The following is a 25,465-nucleotide window of genomic DNA, read 5'->3' as shown; positions in this document are numbered from 1 at the left end:
AACCGTAAGTATGATTGATTTAAAACGAGTTTATCAAGTCTATTGATAGATAGATGTTATTGATGTGTTGAAATAAACATCATTGCTTTCGCTAATGCGAAACATCTCGCAAAAGCCAATAAAAAAGCCAGTCAATCTTGGTTCGACTGGCTTAATGAATTAACCTCAGTGGGCCGGATTACTCCGTAGGCGCTTTTTCAGCCTTACCAGCGAGCAGGCTGAGGAAATCATAGCGTTTCTTCAGATCTTTCTCGGCGCTGGCGTATAGCTGGGCGGCCACCTCAGGTTCCTGCGTATTGAGGCGGCGGAAACGCTGCTCTTTCAGCAAGGTGGCGGTGAGATCGCTGCTCGGAGGGCGAGAATCCAGTGCCAAAGCGGCTTTTCCCTCGTCGGCTCGGCGCGGATCGAAGCGATAAAGTGGCCAGAATCCGGTGGCTGTCAGCTGTTTCATTTGGTCGTGGCTGTAGGCCAGATCGTAGCCGTGCTCCTCGCAAGGGCTGTAGGCGATGATCAGCGATGGCCCTGGATAGGCCTCGGCTTCCTGAATGGCTTTTACCGTTTGGTTGAGCTGGGCTCCCAACGAGATTTGCGCGACATAAACATGACCGTACATCATCATACTGACGCCCAAATCTTTACGTGCCTTACGCTTACCGTGCTCACCAAATTTGGTGACTGCGCCTAGCGGGGTGGCTTTAGACTGCTGGCCACCGGTATTGGAGTAACATTGGGTATCCAGCACCAGCACATTGACGTTCTCTGTCAGGCTGAGTACGTGATCCAGGCCACCGAAACCAATGTCGTAGGCCCAACCATCGCCTCCTATCAGCCAGATGGATTTATCGACCAGATAGTCTGCATCGGTGGCTAACTGTATGGCGTCATTACCGTCGATATTCGCCAATAACGTGCGTAATTGGTTAACTTGCAGGCGACGTACTTCCGGCGTAGCTTCACTGAGCAACTGGTCAACCAACTCTGGCGGCAACTGCGGAGCCAGAGTGTTTAGCAGGCGCAATACCCGCTGCCGGTGTTGATCAACCGTCAGGCGGAAACCCAAACCAAACTCGGCGTTATCTTCAAACAGCGAGTTGGCCCAGGCAGGCCCGCGTCCGTCGGCGTTGGTGGTGTAAGGCGTGGTAGGTAGGTTGCCACCGTAAATGGACGAACAACCGGTGGCGTTGGCAATCAGCAGTCTGTCACCGTACAGCTGGGTTAATAGCTTGATATATGGTGTTTCGCCGCAGCCAGAACAGGCTCCGGAGTACTCAAACAGCGGAGAAATCAACTGTGAAGTGCGGATATCTATACGTTCCATTTGAGTTTTATCGATCTCTGGCAGATTGAGGAAAAAATCATAGTGCGATTTTTCTTCGGCCAGATGAGCTAGACGTGGCTCCATATTGATCGCTTTAACCTCAGGATTCTGGCGATCTTTGGCGGGGCAAACCTCATAACATAAATTACAGCCGGTACAGTCTTCCGGGGCGACTTGCAGTACATATTTTTGACCACGCATATCCCGAGCTTTTACATCAAGGGATTGCAGACTGTCTGGTGCTCCGGCCATCGCCTCAGGCTGAACCACTTTAGCTCGGATAGCCGAATGAGGGCAGGCTGCCACACAGTGGTTACACTGGGTACAGAGATCGGGCCGCCAGAGAGGAATGTTTTCCGCAATATTGCGTTTTTCCCATTGGGTGGTACCTACAGGCCAGGTGCCATCCGGCGGAAAGGCAGAAACAGGTAGGGCATCGCCTAAACCAGCCAGCATGGTGGCAGTGACAGTTTTAACGAAGTCAGGTGCCTGATCGGAGACAATCGGTGGGCGCATTGGGCTACTGGAATCGATAGGTTCCAGTGGGATTTCTATTAACGCATCGAGGGTGGCATCCAGCGCCTGCCAGTTGCGTTCAACGATTTCAGTTCCTTTGCTACTATAACTGCGCTCAATGGCATCCCGTAATTGCTGCATCGCCATATCGGTTGGCAGGATCTGGGTTAAATGGAAAAAGGCCATTTGCATCACGGTATTGATGCGCGCGCCCAATTTGCATTCGCGGGCAATTTTCGCTGCATTAATCACGTAAAAACGAGCGTTGCGCTGGTGCAGCACGGCCTGAACTTCCTGCGGCAAGCGCTGCCACATATCGTCGGCGCTAAACGGGGTATTCAACAGGAAAATACCTCCCGGCTTCAAGCGCTCGGCCATTTGATAGAGATCGATAAACTGGAGCTGGTGGCAGCCGACAAAGTCCGCTTGGCTGACCAGATAGGCTGAATTGATGGGTGTGGGGCTAACGCGCAGGTGGGAAACCGTCAGACCGCCTGCTTTTTTGGAGTCATAGACAAAATAGCCCTGAGCGTACATAGAAGTGCTATTGCCAATGATTTTGATGTTATTTTTCGTGGCGGAAACCGAACCGTCACTGCCCAAACCGTAGAACAACGCTTCAAGCGTGGCGCGCTGGGGAATGGTTTCCGTGGTTAATGGTAGAGACAGGCCGGTCACATCGTCAAAAATACCCACGGTAAAGCGGGGGCGCGGCATATCCAGCGCTAATTCCTTGAAAATAGCTAACGCGCAATCGGGGCCGAATTCTTTTGAAGATAGGCCATAACGTCCGCCAATAACTTTGGGTAAAGTCGGGCGTTCACCGCGACTGTAGGCCTCCGCCAACGCGGTCATAACATCCAGATACAGTGGTTCGGCTAATGCGCCAGGTTCTTTAGTTCGATCCAGAACGGCTATTTTACTGGCTGAGCCAGGCAGCACATTCAGTAAATGTGAGGCAGAGAAAGGGCGGAATAATCTAACTTTCAGAACGCCGACTTTCTCTCCGCGCGTCAACAGCGTGTCTATGACTTCCTCGCAGGTACCACTGGCTGAACCCATTAGAATGATAACGCGATCCGCCTGCGGGTGGCCGTAGTATTCAAATGGTTTATATTCCCGACCGGTTGCGGCGGCAAAAGCTTCCATAGCTTCGGCAACATGTTGATAGGTTGCGTTGTACCAAGGGTTGGTGGCTTCTCGTGACTGGAAATAGGTATCCGGATTAGCGGAGGTGCCACGCACGACAGGATGATCCGGTGATAGCGCCCGGCTGCGGTGCTCATCTATGCCTTTTTGCGGCAATAGTTGGCGTAAAGTATCGTCACTGAGAGAAACAATTTTGTTGATTTCGTGGGAGGTACGGAAACCATCAAAGAAATGAATAAATGGAATGCGACTATTCAGAGTCGCCATTTGAGAAATCAGTGCAAAATCTTGTGCTTCCTGCACGTTACTGGCGCACAGCATCGCGCAACCGGTCTGGCGAACGGCCATAACGTCAGAATGATCGCCAAAAATTGACAGCGCATGGGTTGCAACGGTGCGAGCGGCAACGTGTAAAACGAATGGAGTTAATTCACCGGCCAACTTATACAGGGTCGGAATCATTAACAGTAAACCCTGGGATGAGGTGAATGAGGTGGACAGCGCTCCGGTTTGTAATGCGCCGTGAACCGTGGCAATGGCCCCGCCTTCCGACTGCATTTCAACGACTCTGGGTATATCGCCCCAGATATTAACTTTACCATCGCCAGACCAGGCGTCTGCCTGTTCAGCCATTGTGGAGCTTGGCGTGATAGGATAAATAGCAATAACTTCACTGGCGCGGTAAGCCACTGAGGCTACGGCACTGTTACCGTCAGTTGTGATCATTAATTGTACCTTTACATTGCTCGTCATGCTGAGACCGGGGAGATAACTGTCTGTCCCTGACTTCTGTTATAAGGAAAGTCTAGCAGAGAGATTTTTTGCCTCTTATCGTGTTTGTGTGTAGGTAAAAAAAGGAAAAAAATAATAGAATGACGCTGACAGGCATATTTCTGTGGGGGAGGCTCGGGATTAAGTTATCGCAGAAAATAATTATTACAATTAGAAAACTATTTATTACAGCCATGTGAATGTCGCAGAAAAATCAACCTGACGTGGCCAATACATGTAAAATTACGGTTAATTCCACTGTGTATTTAACCGGCATTGATTTGAGAATGGCATACTTTACTCTCAAATGCTGATATTGAAATGAGAAAAAGATTATGACTGGATTTTTGTATTTGATGATGGCCATTGTGGCGGAAGTTATCGCAACTACTTTATTAAAGGCTTCAGAAGGTTTTACTCGTTTGGTGCCGTCTATTTTTGTCGTTATTGGCTATGGTATTGCTTTTTGGGGACTTTCTCAGGTCGTTAAAACTATGCCATTAGGCATCGCCTATGCTATCTGGTCTGGGTTGGGGATTGTTCTGGTCTCGGTTGCCGCGACTTTTATGTATCAGCAAAAGCTGGATTGGGCGGCGATTTTGGGGATGACGTTGATTATTTCCGGAGTGTTGGTGATTAATTTGCTGTCTAAAACCACAATGCATTAATTGTTTTGATTCCCCCGCACAGTTTTACTTCCTTTATTTATTGAACAAAGGAAATACCGTACGGGGGAAAGGGCATCAACGAATATCTAGCGTATGGACACCCTCGATAGTCAGCAATTGCTGATATATTTTGTCGGCACTTCTTTTTGGTGACAATGTCACTTCCATGGTTAATTCACAGTCTGCATTTTCGCTGTTTCTATCTCGCTGAGTGACGGAAAGATTAATAGGGCGAATACGCATTTTCTGCAAAGAAACTAAGACCGTCGGCACCGATTCAGGCAGTAACCGTATCAGCACATAATGATGATGTCCCATCAAACGGTTGCTCAATTGACGGAACACTTCCAGAACCACCAGCGTCATCAACGTGCCGTAAATACCGATTTCGTATAATCCACTCCCAATGACCAGGCCAATAGCGGCCGTCACCCACATACCGGCGGCGGTGGTGAGCCCTTTTACCATCTGTTTCTGAATCATAATTGTACCGGCGCCGAGGAAGCCCATGCCACTAACCACCTGTGCCGCCACGCGGCTAGGGTCAAAGCTGACGTGCCCCAGAGCCAGCAAATCATCAAAACCGTATTTAGAAACGATCATAAACATGGCGCTACCAATGCCCACCAGAATATGAGTACGCAAGCCTGCTTCTTTAGAACGTAATTGACGCTCGATGCCAATTAATCCACCTAGTGCGCCCGCCAAGGCTATTCGTAGCAATAAGTCTGTAATCATGATTTTTCCCGTTATATTTTTTGTGCGATGAGACTACGCATGTCAAACACGATAATAATTATCTCAATAGGCCGCGTTTATTTTCCAAGCTGGTTATGTAAATAACAACTACATTTAATTGTTCTGATATGTACCGTATATACTGAGTTCAAATTATAACAAATATTGATAAAGTCACTCGACGCTGATGGAACGGCTCAGATATGATATCGGGCGCTTATCTTCTGTAATTTCGACAGTCTGTTTATGCTCTGGAGCGTAACAATGAAAGCATCATCTTGTTTGGTCGCCGGCGCCGTATTATTTTTAGCCGCCTGTAGCAGCAACTCAAATGACGATTATATTCCTGAACAGCAGGCAACCAGCGCCAGCGTCCACCACGTCAATATGTCTAATCCGGCATCGGTTAACTGCGCTAATGCGGGGGGAGTATTAACGCTAGCCAAACAGCTAAATGGTGGAAGTATCGGAATGTGCCAGTTACCTGACGGAAAGCGCTGCGAAGAGTGGGCGTTGATGCGCGGAGCCTGTCCGGCGAGCTAATAAAACGGTTCTGAAGTTACAGGTTATTAAGACTATGGCAGTGAAATTCGATTGCCATAGTCTACCTGAGGCACAATACAGGCTTAGCTTACCCAGTCGCGGCTGGTATAAACCAAGGTGTGGCTGCCGTTATTCAGGGTTAACTCGCCTTTATTCAAGGTCACTTTGGCACCGCTAGCCAGAACCTCGCCAATCAAGGTATCCCATTGGTTTAACTGAGGATCGTTGCACATCATGCGCGTGCCAGCCAAAGCCTTAACAGTAAGAACGCTGTCTTTCAACTCACCTTGTCCCATAAAACGATTACACATTGCGCCAGAAATGTGCATTTTTTCACCGAACTCAATGCTCGGCATATTGCCTTGCTGATTTTTTGGCGATTGACCGTCGACGCTCACCAACACGAAATTATGATGCTGTAAATCCCCAGCGGTAATTTGATTAGCCGTATTTTGGCTCTGATTCATACCGCAACCCGCTAATAGAATTCCCGCGATAGCCAATGGAATAATTTTTTTCATGTTCTCTCCTGATGAGGTAATTGCGTCGTCCGTACAGACGAATACCTTGATTAATTTAAGTATATGATACCAAACCCTGGGTTTGTTAACCGCGCTATATGATAAAAGTGAGGGATAACAAGAGTTTTCTTATCAGAATTGCAGCCATTCTTAATCGGTCAAGGGGAATGTTTTTTGAGTTATTTCACCGTTGGCAAGAGCACAAAGCAGAGGGAAATACTTATATTCGACGAGGGCGAGTAGTTCAGGGGCAATAAACAAAGGTAACTGGAAATAAAACAGGGTGCGCAGAACACACCCTGTATAAATAACGAAATGGCATTCAACCTATTATGCGTTCAATAGGTTAGGGCAAGGTAAACCCTGGTCGAGTTGCTGAATATTTTGCATGGTAGTTTCGGAAATGCTGGTTAACGCCTCTTCGGTCAGGAACGCCTGATGGCCGGTGAAGAGTACGTTATGACATGAAGACAGACGGCGGAATACGTCGTCCTGAATCACGTCGTTGGATTTATCTTCAAAGAACAAATCTCGTTCATTTTCATACACATCCATACCAAGAGAGCCGATTTTCTGCTGCTTCAGCGCTTCAATAGCCGCCGTAGAGTCAATCAAAGCACCGCGGCTGGTATTGATGATCATGACGCCATTTTTCATCTGATCAAAGGCATCTTTATTTAACAGATGATGGTTTTCTGGCGTTAGCGGGCAGTGCAGAGAAATAACGTCAGATTTTGCATACAACGTTTTCAAATCAACATATTCTGCACCTAACTCCAAGGCCTGATCACTAGGGTAAGGATCGTAGGCCAGCAGATTCATGCCGAAACCTTTCAGAATACGCATTGTGGCTACGCCGATTTTGCCGGTACCAATCACCCCGGCGGTACGGCCATGCATATTAAAACCGATTAAACCTTCCAGAGAGAAGTTGGCATCGCGGGTACGCTGATAAGCACGGTGAATACGGCGATTCAGGCTCATCATCATGCCTACTGTATGCTCCGCTACTGCCTCTGGAGAATAGGCTGGTACGCGAACCACTTTAATGCCCAGCTCTTTGGCTGCATCTAAATCAACGTTATTGAAACCAGCGCAACGCAGCGCCAGTATTTTCACGCCCATATCGGCTAATTCAGTTAATACTTCACGGCTACCGTCATCGTTGACGAAGAGACAAACTGCCTGACAGCCTACGGCAGTTTTTGCCGTTTTCGGGCTAAGCAGAAAATCGAAAAACTCCAGTTCAAAGCCAAACTTCTGGTTTACCAACTCAAGATATTTACGGTCATACTGCTTGGTACTGTAAATGGCTAATTTCATCATGATTTCTCCGCCAAAATATTGTGATCAAAGTATCAGAATTTAATAAATCATACAATTTGTTAGAGTAAGGGAGTGATGGCGCTCCCGATGTATTATCTATATTACTTAGGGATTTAGTTATGCTACATAATAACAGCAGTCAGAAATTTGTTATGCTAAGTGCAGCGGTTTAGGAAACACAGTTCATAAAACAAGGCCAATAATGATTAAAAGCCTAAAAATAATCGGTTGGCTACTGTTCGCCAGCGTGATTCTAGTCGTCGCGTTATGGAAAACTTTGCCTCAATGGTTACCGAAAGTTGCAGCCCATTGGTTGCCAGCCGGTAGCCAACTCATTTTAGCCCATACGCCGGTTTGGCGTGACGGAGCCTTACATGTGGATGGTCTGCGTTTTCTGGCAAAAACCTGTCCGTTAGTCGATCTTGGTGATACCCGACTTTCTTATAAAGAAGGGCGTTGGGGAATTCAGACTAAAACATTGGCAATGGATACCGAGTGCTTGAGTCAGTTGACGTCGGACGACCCAGAGTCAACGTCGCAAAATCTGGCCGACTGGCAACGTCGCCTTTCTTCTCTCGACCTGCATATTGATAATCTTTCTGTCACCCCTTGGCAACAGTATGGCGGCGCGTTGTCATTCACTACGGCAAAAGCTGGTCAGGTTATTGATTACCAAGGTGATAAATTGCGTTTTAACGCCACTTTGGATAATCAGCAACAACTGCATTTACAGCAGTTTGTTTTGGCTATTCCCGGAAGCGTTCAACCGCTTCGGTTAAGCGGAACATTAAGTATTCCCTTGTCATTGGACGCGTTGCCGACAAGAGGGCAACTGGCCGGCGAATTCACAACGCCTTATATGGAACAGCCCTTGCTGGTGGCTTTACATTGGCAACAGCAACAGGGAGAGTTGACCCTGACGGAGCGAGGCGGAGATAAAGCGCTGATTACGCTGCCCTGGCAGGTTGCCGCCAGACATATCCAAATTAATCAAGGCGTTTGGCAGTGGCCTTATGCTCAGCAGCCGTTGAGCGGCGGCGTAAATCTGACGGTACAGGATTGGAGTGAAGGGTTTGATCAGGCGGTGATTACTGCTCGAATCAACGTAATTACCTCCGGTCAAAATGGCAAGGGCAACGCGGTTCTGACATTAGGCCCAGGTCATTTAAGTTTGATCGACAGCGATCTGCGTTTCCAGATTAGCGGTCAGGCTAATTTGTCCAATCTGATATTGAATGGCACTTTGCCGGGAATATTGAGCGGTTCGGTGCTCAACCCGACGCTGTTATTGTCTCCCGGTGCGTTGCTCCGTGCTTACGGTGATATTACGCCAGAATTACGCTTGAATGATGCTCGCTGGCCGTTGGCGGGAGTACGAATGACTGCCGCCGGGATTAACGGCCGTTTGCAGGCGATAGTGAATGCACGGGATCGCTACTGGGGTAATGTAAAACTGCATCTGGATGGCAGCGCGCAAAACTTTTTGCCAGATAGCGGTATCTGGCAATGGCGCTATTGGGGCAAAGGCGATTTACCTCCCCTGGCTGCTCGCTGGGATATTGCCGGGAAAGGGCGTTGGCAAGATTCTTTAATTCATTTGGATCAGCTTTCTACCGGTTTTGATCAGATAAAGTATGGGATGGTCAATGTATTCTCACCGAGACTGACGTTAACGGAACCGCTGATGTGGCAGCGCAATGGCGAACAAGCGGCGTTCAACGGCAATATGCAGTTAACGGCCAAACGCGTGGCGTTGAGCGATGGAGGCTATCTTCCTGCAACGGTGATGAATTTGCGCCTTAAGGGCACTAATCCGGATGATTTCCAGTTTCAGGGGGATTTAGCGGCACAGCAAATTGGGCCAATCCCTTTGCGAGGGCGTTGGGACGGAGAGCGTTTGAGAGGGGAAGCCTGGTGGCCGAAACAATCTTTGCAGGTATTTCAGCCCTTGCTATCCCCTAATCTCGGTATCAAATTGCGTGACGGCGAGTTTTATGCGCAAGCCGCATTTTCTGCCGCGCGTGAGCAAGGTTTTACCGCCGGTGGACACTGGGTGGTCAAACAGGGCGGTATGTGGCTCAAGGACGGCGAAATGAGCGGTCTGGATTTTGTGATGTCTTATCGCCTGAAAGACCATCAGTGGCAGCTTGGAGCTAAAGAACCGGTGACTCTGCGAATTGCCGCCTTAACCAATTTGTTTGAAATGCAAAATATTACGGCCGATCTGCAGGGCACTTATCCGTACACCGAGAAAAAACCATTAACCCTCAGTAACGTGGGAATGGATATTCTGGATGGACATTTAAGCCTGTCGGCATTGCGTTTACCACAGCACGATGCGGCGGTGCTGAAATTAAAACAGGTCGATTTAAGCGCTTTGTTTACCGTTTTGAAGCCCAAGCAATTTGCTATGTCTGGCAAGGTCGACGGCGAGTTGCCGCTCTTTCTAAACGATCCGCAGTGGCTGGTACGCGACGGCTGGATTGCCAACGCAGGATTACTGACTCTGCGTTTGGAAAAGGATCTGGCGGATTCTATTGGCGAAAGCAACGTTGCCACCGGTGCCGTGATTGACTGGCTGCGCTATCTGGAGATTTCTCACTCCTATGCCAAGGTGAGTCTGAATAATCTGGGTGAGTTGACGTTGCAATCTAAAATTCACGGCGTCAATACTCAGAAAAACGCGAAGCGTGCGATTGTGTTGAATTACACCCATCAGGAAAACGTATTTCAACTGTGGCGCAGTCTGCGTTTTGGCGACAACCTGCAGGAATGGTTGGAGCAGACGCTTTCTATGCCGACGGCACCTGTTGCTGCGGCGTCAGATTCAGATGATAAGGTTGCCACAAAATAGTGTGCATCCGTTAAAACTAGGGTGAAAGCGCTAACCGCATCGTGTTTGCCTGCGCCTGCTTAGGCTTGAAATCACAGGGAAGCTCATTAGTCACTCGTCGCTAAAAAATGTATTAACTCTATTAGATGTTTGATATTTAACATAATTTACAAGTTTCAGCCACTTGCAATGGGCTTTCCTTTCCCCCACAGACTAGGGCAGTATACCGATATAAATTTGCGCGCTTTCTGCGTCGATATATGTTTCATAGTCGGTAGCAAAACGTCGTTTTACCTCAGGGTGCTGTTCAAAATAAGCCCAGACATCGCCCCACGCCTGAATAATGGCCGCTGGCATTGGCCCATTAGCCTCAAAAACCAGATAAGACCCGGCTTGAATCTCAATTGAGTCTGCGTCCTCTGTTTTTTCTTTCACTGCGACGCCAGCCATTACGTCAAAATAACCGGTTACTCCGCCATCATAGGCAGTATAAATGCCATAAATCGGTGAGTTATCGAGCTTGTTTGGCGTGCATTCCGCCAGATTTTTGGAAAAAAACTCAGACCACAGACCGGTGATTTTGGCGGTTTTTTGATTAAATTCATCGTTATTCTGGGTACGAATGCGTAGGCCAGATACGGTGATGGGGGCGGAAAGCGTGGCGATGCGAGGTTCCATGTTGATTGCTCCATATTCAAATTATGTGGTTGGTATTGCGTAAATTCTACCTTGATGGCGACAGCATAAAGCTATTTATGCGTTGGGGAAGATTTTGCCGTAAATTATGCGTAGCGCTGCGCAAATTTGTTCGGTTGTCGGTGCTTAGCCGCGGTTAGCGGTAGAAACCGTCTTGGTTACGGTTATAATCAATTCAGTAGCTTATGGCAGGTGCTATCAGTGTGTAGGGAGGTTTTCCATTCACGGAGGGCTCTTTTCAGATAGGGTGATTAATTACAGCGTTATGCGGCGGTCGGGCATATCGACGAGGAAAACCAAATGAAGATGTTGGCAAAGCAGTATGGGGTAATCATCGTCTTAGGCACGCTGCTACTCAGTGGTTGTGTGCGGCTGGAGGTTGCGACGCCAGAGAAACCGATTACCATCAATATGAACGTAAAGATAGAGCATGAAATTCGCATCAAAGTCGATAAAGACGTAGAGAATTTATTGAAAAATCAATCTGAACTGTTCTAGGAGCCAACATGAAAAAGCAAACGAAATGGTGGGTTGGCCTTAGTCTGGTATTAAGCAGTTTATTGTTTAGCCCTGGCGCTTGGGCGCTGACATTAGATCAGGCCAAGCAGCAGGGACGAGTGGGGGAAACGCTTAGTGGCTACCTGGCACCGGTAAAGAAAGATGCCGAAACGCTGGCGCTGGTGGCGCAGATTAATGCGGCGAGAGAAGAAAAGTATCAGGAAGTGGCCAAAAATAACCACGTAACAACCGATGAAGTGGCCAAACTTGCAGGGCAAAAGTTGGTGAGTCGTGCTCAGCCGGGGGAATTTGTGCGGGGAATTAACGGCCAGTGGATGCAGCGTTGAGAAGGTAATTACCTGACCAGCGTCACTTTGCACGTCAAGCCGCAAAAAACGGTTATTGCTATTGCCGGGGGACACGAAAAACATCAGGCAATAAAAGCAGCGCTAAAAGGGCAATGGGTTAATGGGCTGGCGACTGATGAATAAAGTAAAAGTACGATGATGTTGTTAGACACGGACTCAATGAGGGAAACATTACGCCCGTAGACTGCCAGAGCTAAAAAAGCGCACCCGACGGTGCGCAATGACATATAACACTAATGGGTATGACGAGGGCCTAGCAAAATTCTGCCTCTATAGGGCGGAATTAAGCCGTAACTACCTGAACTAACATTTCTTTGGCTGCTGTCTGTGCTTTGGTTGCGATTTCAGGCCCGTAAGCGATACCTTCGGCGAATACGAATTCCACATCGGTAATACCGATGAAACCCAGGAACAGACGCAGGTAAGGAACAATAAGATCGGTTGGGGTATCTTTATGAATACCGCCGCGGCTGGTCAGGATAATGGCACGTTTGCCCGTGACCAGGCCTTCAGGGCCTTTTTCGGTATAACGGAATGTCACGCCAGCGCGGGCAATCAGATCGAAATAGTTCTTCAACTGAGTAGGAATGTTGAAGTTGTACATTGGAGCGGCAATAACGATCACGTCATGGCCTTGTAACTCGGCGATCAGCTCGTCGGAAAGAGCCAGAGCTTCTTGCTGACGCGGAGTCAGACCTGCATCAGAAGGACGAAGTGCGCCAACCAGTTCACCGTCTAAAACAGGAATCGGCTGAGCTGCCAGATCGCGCACGGTAATTTGGTCGCCGGCGTGAGCAGATTTCCATTCTTCAACAAAAAAATCGGCCAGTTGGTTGGACTGTGAGTGCGTTGCCAGAATGCTTGATTTAAGAACCAGAACTTTACTCATGGGAATTCCTTAATAGGTAACAGTGATATAAGGGGGATACCCTTTCAATGGAATACACTGTATTCATATTTTTCTAGTAGGGATAGCGCAATATTTTGCGTTCTTTGTTCGATTTTATTGAATAAAATTTGCGGAAGGCTACAACCCGCGGAATATAGGGCGGAAAAGCGGATTGTGTTACCATGTCTCGCAATATAGTCTAAGAAAATCATGCCTCCGCCCAGAGCCAAGGCCGATGTAACAAGGAATACCGAACGTGAAATCTTCTCTCGCCGCATTATCCGCCCAGCTTGGCGAGTTGATGCTCCGCGACCAGCAACGGCTGCGTCGTCGTCTGCAAGGCGCACGCAAAATCACTAACCCGCAGGACCTGCAACCGATTCTCGATAAACTCGAGAATGACATTGCCGTTGCCGCGCAGCGGGTTGCCAGCCGTAGAGCCGCGTGTCCGACGATTAATTACCCGGAAAACCTGCCGGTAAGCCAGAAAAAGGCAGATATTTATAATGCTATTCGCGATCATCAAGTGGTGATCGTGGCAGGGGAAACCGGTTCGGGTAAAACCACGCAGATTCCTAAAATCTGTCTGGAACTGGGACGCGGTGTGAAAGGCGTGATTGGTCATACTCAGCCGAGGCGTTTGGCTGCTCGCACCGTGGCGAACCGTATTGCCGATGAACTGGATTCTACTCTCGGCGGTTGCGTCGGTTATAAGGTTAGGTTTAACGATCAAGTGGGTGAGAATACCCTGGTTAAACTGATGACCGACGGCATCTTGCTGGCTGAAATTCAGCAAGATCGACTGTTAATGCAGTATGACACGCTGATTATTGATGAAGCGCATGAACGCAGTCTGAACATTGATTTTATTCTGGGTTATCTGCGTGAACTCTTACCGAAACGTCCTGAACTTAAGGTTATCATTACCTCTGCGACTATCGATCCGCAGCGTTTCTCTCGTCATTTCAACAACGCACCTATTATCGAGGTTTCCGGCCGTACTTATCCGGTGGAAGTGCGATATCGCCCCGTGGTGGATGATGCCGATGACGTGGAGCGGGATCAGCTACAGGCTATTTTTGATGCGGTGGACGAACTGGGTCGAGAGAGCCCAGGCGATATTCTGATCTTTATGAGCGGGGAACGGGAAATTCGTGATACCGCCGACGCGCTCACTAAGCTGAATCTGCCTCATACCGAAGTGCTGCCGCTGTATGCGCGTTTGTCCAACAGTGAACAGAATAGGGTATTCCAATCCCACCACGGGCGGCGCATTGTGCTGGCTACCAACGTCGCGGAAACTTCATTGACGGTGCCGGGGATTAAATACGTTATCGATCCCGGAACTGCCCGGATCAGCCGCTACAGTTTCCGTACCAAAGTGCAGCGCTTGCCAATTGAGCCGATTTCTCAAGCCTCGGCTAATCAACGTAAAGGGCGCTGTGGACGGGTGTCCGACGGTATTTGTATTCGCTTGTATTCGGAGCAGGATTTCCTGTCTCGTCCCGAATTTACCGATCCGGAGATTCTGCGCACCAATCTGGCGTCAGTTATTCTGCAAATGACCTCCCTAGGGCTGGGGGATATCGCCGCATTCCCATTCGTCGAAGCGCCGGATAAACGCAACATTCAGGACGGCGTACGCTTGCTGGAAGAGTTAGGGGCGATCCAAACTGCAAATAACGGGCATCAGCAACTTACGCCTTTGGGCCGCCAATTGGCTCAGTTACCAGTAGATCCGCGCTTAGCTCGCATGGTATTACAAGCCCAGAAAAACGGCTGTGTGCGCGAAGTCATGATTATTACCGCCGCGCTGTCAATTCAAGATCCGCGTGAGCGGCCGATGGATAAGCAGCAAGCGTCAGATGAGAAACATCGCCGTTTTGCAGATAAAGAATCAGATTTTCTGGCCTTTGTTAATCTTTGGGATTACCTCAAGGAACAGCAGAAAGAGTTGTCATCGGCGCAGTTCCGTAAACTTTGCCGCAGCGATTATTTGAATTATCTGCGGGTTCGGGAATGGCAGGATATTTATACCCAGCTGCGTCAGGTCGTGAGAGAGTTGGGGCTGCCGGTGAATAGTGAGCCTTCGGATTATCGCAGCGTACATACTGCATTGTTGACGGGATTGCTTTCCCATGTCGGGCAGAAAGATGCTGATAAACAAGAGTATACCGGCGCTCGCAACGCCCGTTTTGCTATCTTCCCAGGCTCGGGTTTATTCAAGAAACCGCCGAAATGGGTCATGGTCGCGGAGCTGGTGGAAACCAGTCGCCTGTGGGGGCGAATTGCCGCACGCATCGAACCGGAATGGATTGAGCCGCTGGCACAGCATCTGGTCAAACATCACTATAGCGAACCACACTGGGAGAAAGCTCAGGGTGCGGTGATGGCCAGTGAGAAAGTGACGCTGTTTGGTCTGCCGATTGTCGCGGCGCGTAAGATTAACTATGGCTTAATCGATCCACCGCTGTGCCGTGAACTGTTTATCCGCCACGGTCTGGTGGAAGGTGATTGGCAGACGCGCCACGCTTTTTTCCGTGAAAATCTGAAACTGTTGGCCGAAGTGGAAGAGTTAGAACACAAGTCCCGTCGCCGGGATATTCTGGTGGACGATGACACACTGTTTAACTTTTACGATCAGCGTATCGGTCGTGATGTGGTCTCAGCGCGCCATTTTGATAGCTGGTGGAAGAAAGCGAGTCAGGCACAGCCTGAGCTGCTGAACTTCGAAAAAACCATGCTGATTAAGGATGGTGCCAACAAAGTTAATCCATTGGATTATCCTAATTTTTGGTATCAGGGTAGCCTAAAGCTTCGTATTTCCTACCAGTTTGAGCCGGGCGCTGATGCCGATGGGGTGACGGTACATATTCCTTTGCCCATTCTGAATCAGATTCAAGAGCAAGGCTTCGACTGGCAAATTCCGGGGATACGTCGGGAATTGGTTATCGCGCTGATTAAATCCCTGCCGAAACCGGTGCGACGGAATTTTGTTCCTGCTCCTAATTACGCAGAGGCCTTTCTGGCTCGCGCCACGCCACTGGAAACCGGGCTTTTGGATTCGCTGGAGCGGGAGTTGCGGCGCATGACTGGCGTGACGGTGTCACGTGAGAGCTGGCAGTGGGATCAGGTGCCTGACCATTTACGCATGACTTTCCGTATTGTTGACGATAAAAATCGCCCGCTGCGAGAAGGTAAGGATCTGGCTGCGCTTAAAATCCAGTTGCAGGAAAAAGTGCAGGAAACCTTGTCCGCCGTGGCTGACGATGGTTTGGAGCAAAACGATCTGCATATCTGGAGCTTTGGCGATTTGCCAACCTGCTATGAACAGCGTCGCGGTGGTTATGAAGTGAAGGCTTATCCGGCGTTAGTGGATGAAAAAGACAGCGTAGCCATTCGTTTATTTGAAACTGAAACTCAGCAACAGCAAGCCATGTGGCAGGGCACACGGCGTCTTCTTTTGCTAAATATTCCGTCGCCAATTAAGTACTTACATGAAAAACTGCCGAATAAATCCAAATTAGGGCTGTATTTCAACAGTTATGGCAACGTACTGGATCTTATTGACGATTGTATTGCCTGCGGCGTAGACAAACTGGTGGCTCAGTACGGCGGGCCGGTATGGAAAGCGGAGGAGTTTAGCCGCTTACAGGAGAGTGTTCGGGCGGAACTGAATGATACCGTGGTTGAGATTGCCAAGCAGGTAGAGCAAATCCTGACGACGGTATTCAGTATCAACAAACGTTTGAAAGGGCGTGTTGATATCGCGCAGGCGTTGGCGCTTTCTGATATTAAAACGCAGCTTTCCGGCCTGATTTATCGAGGTTTTGTCACAAACAACGGCTGGAAACGCCTGCCAGATACGCTGCGTTACCTGCATGCGATTGAGCGAAGGTTGGAAAAACTGGCGGTGGATCCTCATCGCGATCGCGCTCAAATGCAGCGGGTTGAGCAGGTGCAGCAGGTTTGGCAGCAGTGGCTACATAAACTGCCGCCGAAACGTGCGCAGGATGATGATGTGAAGGAAGTGCGTTGGATGATCGAGGAGTTGCGGGTGAGTCTGTTTGCTCAACAATTGGGTACCGCTTATCCGGTTTCGGATAAACGTATCCTGCAAACTATCGAGCAACTTTCCGCCCAGTCTTGATCGGCTATCACCGTGCAGTCCGCCGTTGTACGCGGCGATCGCGCGGTGGTATCTCGTTAGACTCAGAAACAACGGTGAGGAAAGATACAGAATCTATTACTTTGCTTTTATCAATATAATTAAACGTATATTAATGAGATTCTTTATGAAAACTATTATTAATAAATAATATTTAACTATAAATATTAATTGTTGCTCTAAGTTTTAATTTAATAGTTACTGTGGAGTAAGATAGTGAATGAATTATAAGTTCATTAATTTTAATATCAATAATTATTTGAATGTTATTCTTATTATAGGCTGGTGCATTCTTTGCGATAATTGATTTTGCTCATGGTTTTTATTTAAATTTTCCTTTAATTATAATTGGTTGCGCCCGCTTTGTGAGGGCTGTAAAGATATTTATTCGAAGGTCAGCGTTTGTTGGAAGTTGATTCGGACAATGAATATTAATATAAAAATTTTTTTATATTAATAACGCTTTTCATCTATGTTTATAGATGAGTGACCGTCAGAACACCCCTGTAATGCTATTCAATTCATGCCAAGCGAGGTGTGTATGAGTTTCTATCAATCGGACGTGTATGTGGATTACGGCAGTTTATTTGTCTTTCATCCTGAAACGAATAATTTATTCCGACAAAACTCGCTTTACTCCTACTTCTTAGCGCAATTAAACGCAGATGAAAAAACATCGCGATTCTTGTCATCCAAAAGTTGGTTTGTGAACTATGTGCAAATATTGGAATCGATCTTCTGGCAGTTCTCTGACGTACAATCTGATAGATATCGACCCGATAAGATCGGCGCAGAACTAGTGCTCAAAGACATGATGAGCGATTTTTTTTAAAGAGATGGTGCCGCCAGATGCCTGGCGTTTCGTCGCCAGTGGAATGGAATTATTACTTGAGAAGCCATTCACTGAGGAGGCAATCGAGGTTTATCACGCTGGAACTTTCGCTGAAACAGATTCCGATGATTTTATACGTGAACCTTTTTCCGGCACTGTCACCCGAGTGAAGCTACAGGTGAATTTTGTGTCGGATCTGAATGTTATTTCCACGCTTTGCCTGTTTTTCACCACCGCCGAGACAGTGAAAGGCCATTTACTTAGCCAGAAATTTTCTACGCAGGGGATTGTTGGCGATATTCATGTTTATATGACGACAGCAACACTGCATGAAAGAAGCTACGCCGCCATTAGCCAGAGAGTAAAAGAGAAAATCCAAAGCAAGGTTGATGACTTTATTTTTGCTATTTAAATGAAGCCCAGGACTAGCAGGAGAAGGAAGGAAGAAGGCGTGCTCTGATGAGCACGCCGGCTATTCACTCGTCAATTCAGCGAAGAATATTTACTTATCTTTAGACTTTTTGCTCAGCAGATTTAGCTTTTCTCTGATAGCCGTAACGGCCAGCGCGCGATTATCCGCCAGATAACGGTCTTTAGCCGCAGGGGCCGAGCTTTGGATTGCAATCAGCGACCAGCCTTCCGGGCCTTTGAGTAAAAGCGGGGAACCACTGTCGCCGGGCAAAGTATCACACTGATGGGATAGGACGCCTTGCTGTGCCCAGCCAGTAATCAGACAGTTTTCATGACTGTACAGACTATCCAGATGATCCAGCGGATAACCCGCCTGAGTTACCTGTCGCTTAGCCTGTTTGAGTGCCTGCGTTAGCTCTGCTGATGTGCCTTGCCAAAGAGGTAAGGGTTTAATGGGTAAGGATTTTGAACTGGTTAACCGAATAAGAGCAAAATCATAGGCCGCCGCAGCAGGTGGAACGATCCAGCCTTCACCGTCCGGTTTCAAGCGCTTGCCCAGTTTAGGGTCAACTAAGGTTTCCAGCTTCCCGGTTTGATATGCCCATTTCTGATTGTGGGAAATAAAACGTAAAGCAATAGCTTTATCCATTTTTCCTGGAGGAGCCAGTACGCAATGGCCTGCGGTCAGAACCAGGTGAGGGGAAATAAGCGTTGCGGTACATAAGTTGCCGCTCGCCGTTTCAATTTGTCCAATTGCCTGCCACGGCCAATCCGCGCCGTTGGTCACCTCTGTTCGATCGTCTTTTCCGAAGAATAACGTGTTTTGATCTTTGGCGCTGGCCGTTTCTGGGGAGTCGGCGTAGGCCATGGAGACGGAAAAAGGTAACAGACTCAACAGTAGTAGTGATGATAAGCGCATAAATAATCTGCCTTGCAAAGGTCATCCATTAACACTCAAAAAAACCGCTGATTCCGGCAAAATTAGGAATATTGCTACCGGTAACTATAGACATAATTCACCCTGTCGGGCTGTTCAGCAATTGATTTTTCGATATTTTCGTGTGATGGCTTAATTAGAATTATAAGTAAAAACTAAGGGTAATCAGACCGCACAGAATCAGAGCGGTCAGGATGATTTCGAATAGGTAGCGACGCAGCATGGTGACGACCCCCGATAAAAAACACCCGGTATAACCGGGTGTTGAGCGAGTCAGGTGTGACTTCGTTACATTCGGTCAGTTATTTAGCCGCTGGTGCCGCTTTTACCGTGCTTTTATGATGTTTTTTGGCGGCCTGCGCTTTCTGCGCTGGCGCTTTGGTTACGGTTTTGTGGTGTTTTTTGGCGGCCTGCGCTTTCTGCGCTGGCGCTTTGGTTACGGCTTTATGGTGTTTTTTAGCAGCCTGTGCTTTTTGCTCGGTTTTCTTCACGGCTTTTTTGGCGTGTTTTTCATGAGCCATTTTTACCGTGGTGTTATGAGTGGCAGCGGTTGCTGGTGCAGCGGCAGTGGTGTCAGCGGCGAAAGCCGCAGAAGACAAGCCCAGAGTAGCAGCAACAACTAAGGCTAATAATTTTTTCATGGGTGTTTCCTCGGCATTCTGTTTAGGGGCGGCTCGATTGGGCCGTTAAAAAGAGTGTAGGGAATGCTGATGGGAAGATCCGTGAGTCATTGGTTTCGGCGTGTAACCGTTTGTACAGCGGCTGTTTATACTTGAAAACCAGTCGCCTGCGTGGGGGCGATTGCTCAGGCTAAACGACGATATATACAATTATGTTTTTTTTCTGCCCGATTTTTATTCTCGCGTGACCTCTCTGATGAGTTTTCATATCAATGCACTCAGGGAACGTTATGACTATAAAAAATAGCGGGAAATCACAGCATATTTCCATGGCAGTTAAGAAAGCGCATTTTATTCACCAGCAACTATCATCTCATCGCGCCGCTCGCCCTGTCAGCTACGCTTTATCCGGTCTACTGTCGTTAGGTATTAGTCTGCCGGGTCAACTGATGGCTCAGGAAAAAATATCGGATCAGCATGTTAGCGCGGGGACGACGCAGTACAGCATTCCGGGAGGATCGTTGACCGCGGCCTTACAGACCTTAGCTAGCAAGGCTAACATTATTCTGACTTTCACCGCCGAGCAGACTCAGAACAAAACCGCTGCTAGCGTGAATAACGCGCAAAGTTTGTCGGAGGCGTTTGCACAACTCTTGGCGGGAAGCGGGCTACAGGCGGTCAAAACGCCGAATGGTTACCGGTTGATGGAAGTTCCGCAGGCGTGGCTTTCCGATGACAGCATTACCATGCCGGAGCTGTCGGTGATTGGTGGAATGGCAAACAGCTTACAGGCAGGGCGTTCCACCTTGCGTCAGGAAGATATCGCCCGAGCGCAGGCGGATAATCTGGCCAGTTTAATTGACCGTTTACCCGGTGTTTCTATGGCTGGATCGCCACGTCCCGGCGGGCAAAGCCTGAATATCTGGGGCATGGGCGACATGGAAGATGTAAAAATCACCCTCGATGGTGCGCCAAAAGGATTCGAAAAATATCGACAGGGTTCGGTATTTATTGAGCCGGAGCTGATTAAGCGTATTGATGTGGATAAAGGCCCTCACAATCTGCTGAATGGTAACGGGGGCTTTGGCGGGACGGTGAAAATCGAAACCAAAGACGCCGGTGATATGCTTAAACCGGGTGAAAACTTCGGTGGCCTGCTGAAATACAGTTACCACACTAATGATAGACAGAATATCTATAGTTCTGCTTTATACGGTCGCACGGAAAACGGGCTGGCCGACGGCTTAATCTATATGAGTAAACGTGACGGAGATAATATCCGCCGCCCGGACGGCACGCGATTTGCCTACTCCACTAACGATCAGGCCTCTTATTTACTCAAGACCAATATTTATCTGACAGATTCTCAGACTCTAACCTTATCGGCGATGCGTTCGGAATCCGATGGCTGGCAGCCTTTTGCCGCCAAACGTGACGATATGCCGTCCCCATCAGCCGCAGATATCAAGAAATATGGCTATGAAGAAGCCTGGCGACGTAAGCTGGTGTTACGGGATCAGGTGGACAGCAACTACTCGGTAAAATGGAATATTTCTCCGGAAGATAACCCGTTACTGAATATGACCGTGACTTATGCCAATTCCAGCACCAAACAATACGATCAGCGGCCGAAAACGGCATCTACCAGTTTCCTCGGCAGTTTGGGTAATGAAAGCTGGGTCAGTTATAAAGACAACATGTTGGATATCAACAATGAAAGCAGCTTTAGCACTGGTGTGCTGGAACATGTGTTGACGGTGGGGACGCGCTGGCATAAACACGAACGCGACACCTTGATGTACTATCCAGCTCAAAAAAATAACCCGAGCTATAACTATGGCTATTTCCAGCCTTATTATATGCCAGCGGGAGAGCAGGAAACCCGCAGCCTCTATCTGCAAGATGCGCTGACGTTGGGGAGCCTGACCGTCACGCCGGGTGTGCGATACGATCACGTGACCAATACCGGGCAGCCGAACTTCGCTCCGCGTTTTAATGACCGCGATCCAGCGGCCGGTCACGACTACAGTCGTGTGACTTACACCGGCTGGTCTCCGCATTTGGGGGTGATGTGGAAGGCAACGCAGAATCTGTCATTGTTCTCTGACATCAGCCGCACCTGGCGCGCGCCGGTGGTGGATGAGCAGTACGAGGTGCAGTCTGGGGCGTCCAGCATACCGGGCACCAGTCGCAATCTGGATGTGGAGACCATCACCGGGATTCGCATGGGCGCAATCCTCGATTTTAACGATCTGATGACGAAACAGGACAGTCTGCAAATTCGAACTACCTTGTTCCGTAACCGGGGTAAAAACGAAATCTTCTATCGCCGCGGCGTGCTGTGTGACGCCCAATCTGTCAGCGGTAGTTCGTCTTCCTGTAGTGGGACACTTTCCAATTACCGCAATTTACCGGGCTATACCATCGAAGGGTTAGAAATTGAAACCTTCTATGATAGTGAGCGAATTTTCGGCAACTTGTCTTATTCCACCATTCGTGGGGAAAGAGATGCTTCGCCGCGCGACCCTTGGGGCAACCGCACCTGGATTGCAGAAATTCCACCGACTGCGGCACATGCCATGCTAGGGGTTAAAATGCCTGAATGGGACATGGCATTCGGCTGGAAAGGGGATTTCGTGCGGAAGCAGGACCGTTCTCCGTCAGATGGCGATCCTAAAGCGGATATCTGGTCATTACCGAAAACCAAAGGTTACGTATTGCACGGTTTGTTTGCCAGCTGGCAGCCAGCTTCGCTGGATGGATTTGAAGCACGGGTGGCGGTTGATAATCTGTTTAACACTGAGTATTACCCGTACCTTGGCGAGTCGGTCTCTGGCGTTGGTCGTAATATAAAGCTGAGCGTTTCTCAACGATTCTAAGACCAACGCTAGCTCAAACAGCGGCATCCTTGGCGGATGCCGTTTTTTTGCCATATAGACAGGGACTACGACGGGAAACCAAAAGGGAGAAATAAGCGGTTTGCTATAAAAATAAGACTCACTGCGAGTAATAACTTGACATAGAATAATGAAAATATAAATAATAATCATTATCATTCAAGTGAGCTGTAATTTTCGGGGTTAAAATTGACGATGAGGGAGACATCAGCCAGTGCGCATGGTTTTGCCCAGCGACTTTACTTCGAACATCACGGTTGGCTTTATCACTGGTTGCGCAACAAAGTGGGATGTCCGCAACATGCGGCAGATCTCACGCAAGATACCTTCCTGAATATCCTGATTAATCCCGATGCGCAGGCAATTCGTCAGCCCCGTCCCTTTTTAGCCACCGTGGCGCGGCGTCTGGTGGCTAATCACTATCGTCGCAAAACGATTGAAGATGCTTATCTCTCGGCTCTCAGTGCATTACCCGAAGTGGTTACGCCATCGCCTGAAACTCGTCTATTAACCTTGGAAATTCTGGAAAAACTGGATGCCGCGCTCGATGGTTTACCGCCGCAGGTGAGGGAAGCCTTCCTGTTGGCTCACTTACAGGGTATGCGCTACAGCGATATTGCTGAACGTCTGCGGGTTTCTGCCAGTTCGGTTAAACAGTACCTACAGCGCGCTAATCTTCAGTGTTTTTTCGCGCTATCTTCTTAGATGACTGCCGTCTTAAGTAAACATCTCCCTATATGAATAGCTGCTGAAATGACCATGCCCCCAATGAATAATCCGACGATTCAGGATGCCCAAGGCGTGCCTATTGCCAGCGAAAGCGCGCGGGAGGCGGTTTTCTGGCTGACGCATTTAATGGACGATGCGGCGACGGAACAGGATCGGCAGGCGTGGTTACATTGGCGTAATCAGCATCCGGATAATGAGCGGGCGTGGCGGCATATTGAGTCTTGTTGCGCCGATTTTAGTCGCCTCAACGTTCAGGCAGCCCACAGCACTTTATCTATATTGGGGAAAACCAAATTGGGGAAAACCAATCGGCGGGGCGTATTGAAGTTACTGGCCGCCAGCTGTATCACCGGCGGAGGGGTGATTCTGGGTGGTCACTCTAGGGGCTGGCTATCTTGGCAGGCTGACTATCACACCGATATTGGCGAACAAAAAAGTCTGACGCTAGAAGATGGCACGCACCTACAGCTCAATACTCAAACGGCGGTTAATGTGCGTTACAGCGATGTGGCTCGCCAGATTGTGCTAATTCGGGGGGAAGTGATGGTGGAAAGTGGCCAGTTGGAACAGCAGGCGCATTTTCCCCGTCCGCTGAGCCTGGAAACGCCACAGGGCCGTATTGTGGCGATAGGAACACGATTTAGCGTTTACTTAAAGGGAACGCAGAGTGAGGTGGATGTTTATCAGGGGGCGGTAAGGTTATCACCGCGGTCTCTTAGGCAGAGCCTGACTATCCCGGCTGGGCAGGGTGGTTGGCTGTCCGCATCTGGATGCGGGGTGAAGCCGTTAATACGAGAAAAAAGCGCTTGGGTAAAGGGGCAATTATTAGTCGACAATCAGAAACTCAGTGATTTTCTTGCCGAACTAAGCCGCTATCGTTCCGGCGTAGTGCGTTGTCAGCCGGAAGCCTCCAGTCTGCGTTTGTCGGGGGTTTTCCCTTTGGCGGATACTGACCGCATTCTTAAAGCGTTACCCGATGTCTTGCCAGTTCAGGTCAAATATTTCTCTCGTTATTGGGTTCAGATAGATATTCGATGAATTATGCTGACGAATAACTAATCTACCAATGTTTATACTGTTTTTATTTTTTTACTGCCCAAATAGCCAACTCAAGTGACCTTCTTTGTAGTTACCTCGTTATCCTTTCTTACCCAAGCAGGAAAACAATGCAAACCACTAAAAATAGCCTGTCGGCGCCGTCAGATATTGCCATGATGCCTATGCGTGGCCGGGAGCGTGTTCGTTGGAGTGGTAGCACCGTTCTGGCTTTACTGTTACACGGCGGCCTGATCTGCTGGCTGGCTTATCATTATGTTGCTGCGGATTCGGTTACCGCCGCGCCGCCACCGGCGTTGATGCTGGTATTGGCAGACAAAATAGAATCCGTCCCCGCGCCAAATGATGTCCCTATGGGGCCGCCCAAAGTGCTATCTGCGCCGGAATCCAGCGTGAAATCAGAAACGGAACGGCAGGAAAGCGTGCAGCCGGCAGCGCCGGAAGCGATGAAGCCCGCAATATTGGCAGCGAAAAATAAGGTCATAGAAAAACCGAAACCGGTAAGTCAGCGTCGTGAAACGCAAAACGATAATGCGCCCTCACTGGACTCGTTACCAAGTACTACGCCGTCAGCCGAAGCAACCAGCGCGCCTCCGAGCGCAGCAGAGCAACGTATCGCCGCGCCTTACACCAGTGACAGTTTTGCGCAGACCCAAGGCATACCTGACTGGAGTAGCCTAATGCTGGGACACCTTAGCCGCCATAAGCGTTACCCGCCCATTGCGGTGCGCCAGAGTCGGCAGGGTATCGTGCTGGTACGCGTTACGCTGGATAAAGCAGGGCTGGTTTCAGCGACTCGCTTAATGAAAAGCAGCGGCGTTGACTCGTTGGATAATGAAGCTTTGGCTCTGCCTAAGCGTGCGCAACCTTTACCGCCAGCGCCGGAGGAAATAATGGCTAATCGAAAAGAAATCAGCATTACTATTCCTGTTCGTTTTGACTTACGCGAACTGCGGAATTAATGCTAAGACAAAATTGATA

At 48.8% G+C, this 25,465-nt stretch carries 20 protein-coding genes and 1 pseudogene; 12 read left to right on the top strand and 9 right to left on the bottom strand.

All coding sequences use genetic code 11. The annotated features are described in order from the left end of the window. Positions 1-178: 178 nt before the first annotated feature. Complete coding sequence (gene nifJ / locus PL78_RS05625; RefSeq protein ID WP_064513870.1) at positions 179-3,709, bottom strand: pyruvate:ferredoxin (flavodoxin) oxidoreductase; 3,531 nt, start codon at positions 3,707-3,709, stop codon at positions 179-181. A gap of 380 nt (positions 3,710-4,089) precedes the next feature. Here nifJ and PL78_RS05620 point away from each other — a divergent pair, with 380 nt between their 5' ends. Next, positions 4,090-4,422, top strand: coding sequence for a DMT family transporter (locus PL78_RS05620; RefSeq protein ID WP_064513869.1), 333 nt, complete (start codon positions 4,090-4,092; stop codon positions 4,420-4,422). A 75-nt stretch (positions 4,423-4,497) separates the two neighbouring features. Here PL78_RS05620 and PL78_RS05615 read toward each other — a convergent pair whose 3' ends face one another. Next, complete coding sequence (locus tag PL78_RS05615; RefSeq protein WP_064513867.1) at positions 4,498-5,160, bottom strand: MgtC/SapB family protein; 663 nt, start codon at positions 5,158-5,160, stop codon at positions 4,498-4,500. Between the two features lie 264 nt (positions 5,161-5,424). Here PL78_RS05615 and PL78_RS05610 point away from each other — a divergent pair, with 264 nt between their 5' ends. Next, positions 5,425-5,703 (top strand): putative hemolysin, encoded by a 279-nt coding sequence (locus tag PL78_RS05610; RefSeq protein ID WP_064513865.1) that lies wholly within the window; start codon positions 5,425-5,427, stop codon positions 5,701-5,703. Between the two features lie 83 nt (positions 5,704-5,786). Here the strand turns inward: PL78_RS05610 and hslJ are convergent, their stop codons facing one another. Next, positions 5,787-6,224, bottom strand: a complete 438-nt coding sequence (gene hslJ / locus PL78_RS05605) for a heat shock protein HslJ (RefSeq protein WP_064513863.1) — start codon at positions 6,222-6,224, stop codon at positions 5,787-5,789. Between the two features lie 330 nt (positions 6,225-6,554). Next, positions 6,555-7,547, bottom strand: a complete 993-nt coding sequence (locus PL78_RS05600; protein ID WP_064518272.1) for a 2-hydroxyacid dehydrogenase — start codon at positions 7,545-7,547, stop codon at positions 6,555-6,557. Between the two features lie 205 nt (positions 7,548-7,752). Here PL78_RS05600 and PL78_RS05595 point away from each other — a divergent pair, with 205 nt between their 5' ends. Continuing rightward, a complete protein-coding gene (locus tag PL78_RS05595; protein ID WP_064513861.1) occupies positions 7,753-10,404 on the top strand; it encodes a YdbH family protein in 2,652 nt (883 codons plus the stop codon). A gap of 192 nt (positions 10,405-10,596) precedes the next feature. Here PL78_RS05595 and PL78_RS05590 read toward each other — a convergent pair whose 3' ends face one another. Continuing rightward, positions 10,597-11,061, bottom strand: a complete 465-nt coding sequence (locus PL78_RS05590) for a GyrI-like domain-containing protein (RefSeq protein WP_064513859.1) — start codon at positions 11,059-11,061, stop codon at positions 10,597-10,599. Positions 11,062-11,385: 324 nt separating this feature from the next. Here PL78_RS05590 and PL78_RS05585 point away from each other — a divergent pair, with 324 nt between their 5' ends. The 3 genes and pseudogenes from PL78_RS05585 to PL78_RS19490 all read left to right on the top strand — a co-directional run. Continuing rightward, positions 11,386-11,577: a YnbE family lipoprotein gene (locus tag PL78_RS05585; RefSeq protein WP_120805595.1), complete on the top strand. Its 192-nt coding sequence runs from the start codon at positions 11,386-11,388 to the stop codon at positions 11,575-11,577. 8 nt (positions 11,578-11,585) lie between these two features. Continuing rightward, the gene (locus PL78_RS05580) at positions 11,586-11,924 is read left to right on the top strand and encodes a YdbL family probable chaperone protein (RefSeq protein WP_064513855.1); all 339 of its coding nucleotides are present in this window, start codon (positions 11,586-11,588) and stop codon (positions 11,922-11,924) included. A gap of 12 nt (positions 11,925-11,936) precedes the next feature. Then, positions 11,937-12,068, top strand: a pseudogene (locus tag PL78_RS19490) (sugar-binding domain-containing protein); the annotation flags it as partial. 160 nt (positions 12,069-12,228) lie between these two features. Here the strand turns inward: PL78_RS19490 and azoR are convergent. Continuing rightward, entirely contained in the window at positions 12,229-12,834 is a 606-nt protein-coding gene (gene azoR, locus PL78_RS05575; protein ID WP_064513853.1) for an FMN-dependent NADH-azoreductase, read from the bottom strand. 256 nt (positions 12,835-13,090) lie between these two features. On the opposite strand from azoR, the gene hrpA reads away from it, so the two are divergent. Next, entirely contained in the window at positions 13,091-16,984 is a 3,894-nt protein-coding gene (gene hrpA / locus PL78_RS05570) for an ATP-dependent RNA helicase HrpA (protein WP_071889755.1), read from the top strand. Positions 16,985-17,838: 854 nt separating this feature from the next. Continuing rightward, positions 17,839-18,246, top strand: a complete 408-nt coding sequence (locus PL78_RS05560) for a hypothetical protein (protein WP_064513849.1) — start codon at positions 17,839-17,841, stop codon at positions 18,244-18,246. A gap of 90 nt (positions 18,247-18,336) precedes the next feature. Here PL78_RS05560 and PL78_RS05555 read toward each other — a convergent pair whose 3' ends face one another. The 3 genes from PL78_RS05555 to asr all read right to left on the bottom strand — a co-directional run bounded on the left by PL78_RS05555 (position 18,337) and on the right by asr (position 19,823). Next, positions 18,337-19,164 (bottom strand): trypsin-like serine peptidase, encoded by an 828-nt coding sequence (locus PL78_RS05555; RefSeq protein ID WP_064513848.1) that lies wholly within the window; start codon positions 19,162-19,164, stop codon positions 18,337-18,339. 160 nt (positions 19,165-19,324) lie between these two features. Further along, the gene (gene ydgU, locus PL78_RS21175; RefSeq protein WP_456294428.1) at positions 19,325-19,405 is read right to left on the bottom strand and encodes a small membrane protein YdgU; all 81 of its coding nucleotides are present in this window, start codon (positions 19,403-19,405) and stop codon (positions 19,325-19,327) included. 79 nt (positions 19,406-19,484) lie between these two features. Next, the gene (asr, locus tag PL78_RS05550) at positions 19,485-19,823 is read right to left on the bottom strand and encodes an acid resistance repetitive basic protein Asr (protein ID WP_064513846.1); all 339 of its coding nucleotides are present in this window, start codon (positions 19,821-19,823) and stop codon (positions 19,485-19,487) included. Between the two features lie 428 nt (positions 19,824-20,251). Between asr and PL78_RS05545 the strand changes: the two genes are divergently transcribed. From PL78_RS05545 to PL78_RS05530, 4 genes are all read left to right on the top strand, one after another. Then, positions 20,252-22,681 (top strand): TonB-dependent receptor, encoded by a 2,430-nt coding sequence (locus PL78_RS05545; protein WP_235601030.1) that lies wholly within the window; start codon positions 20,252-20,254, stop codon positions 22,679-22,681. A 213-nt stretch (positions 22,682-22,894) separates the two neighbouring features. Continuing rightward, positions 22,895-23,404 (top strand): sigma-70 family RNA polymerase sigma factor, encoded by a 510-nt coding sequence (locus tag PL78_RS05540; RefSeq protein ID WP_064513844.1) that lies wholly within the window; start codon positions 22,895-22,897, stop codon positions 23,402-23,404. Positions 23,405-23,452: 48 nt separating this feature from the next. Then, positions 23,453-24,466 carry a FecR domain-containing protein gene (locus PL78_RS05535; protein ID WP_235601008.1) on the top strand — a complete coding sequence of 338 codons (1,014 nt, stop codon included), beginning with the start codon at positions 23,453-23,455 and terminating at the stop codon, positions 24,464-24,466. A gap of 128 nt (positions 24,467-24,594) precedes the next feature. Beyond that, positions 24,595-25,446 (top strand): energy transducer TonB, encoded by an 852-nt coding sequence (locus PL78_RS05530; protein ID WP_084414292.1) that lies wholly within the window; start codon positions 24,595-24,597, stop codon positions 25,444-25,446. Positions 25,447-25,465: the final 19 nt, after the last annotated feature.

The organism is Yersinia entomophaga (genome assembly GCF_001656035.1).
GTDB lineage: Bacteria > Pseudomonadota > Gammaproteobacteria > Enterobacterales > Enterobacteriaceae > Yersinia > Yersinia entomophaga.
This window is presented reverse-complemented; position numbering and strand designations above follow the sequence as displayed.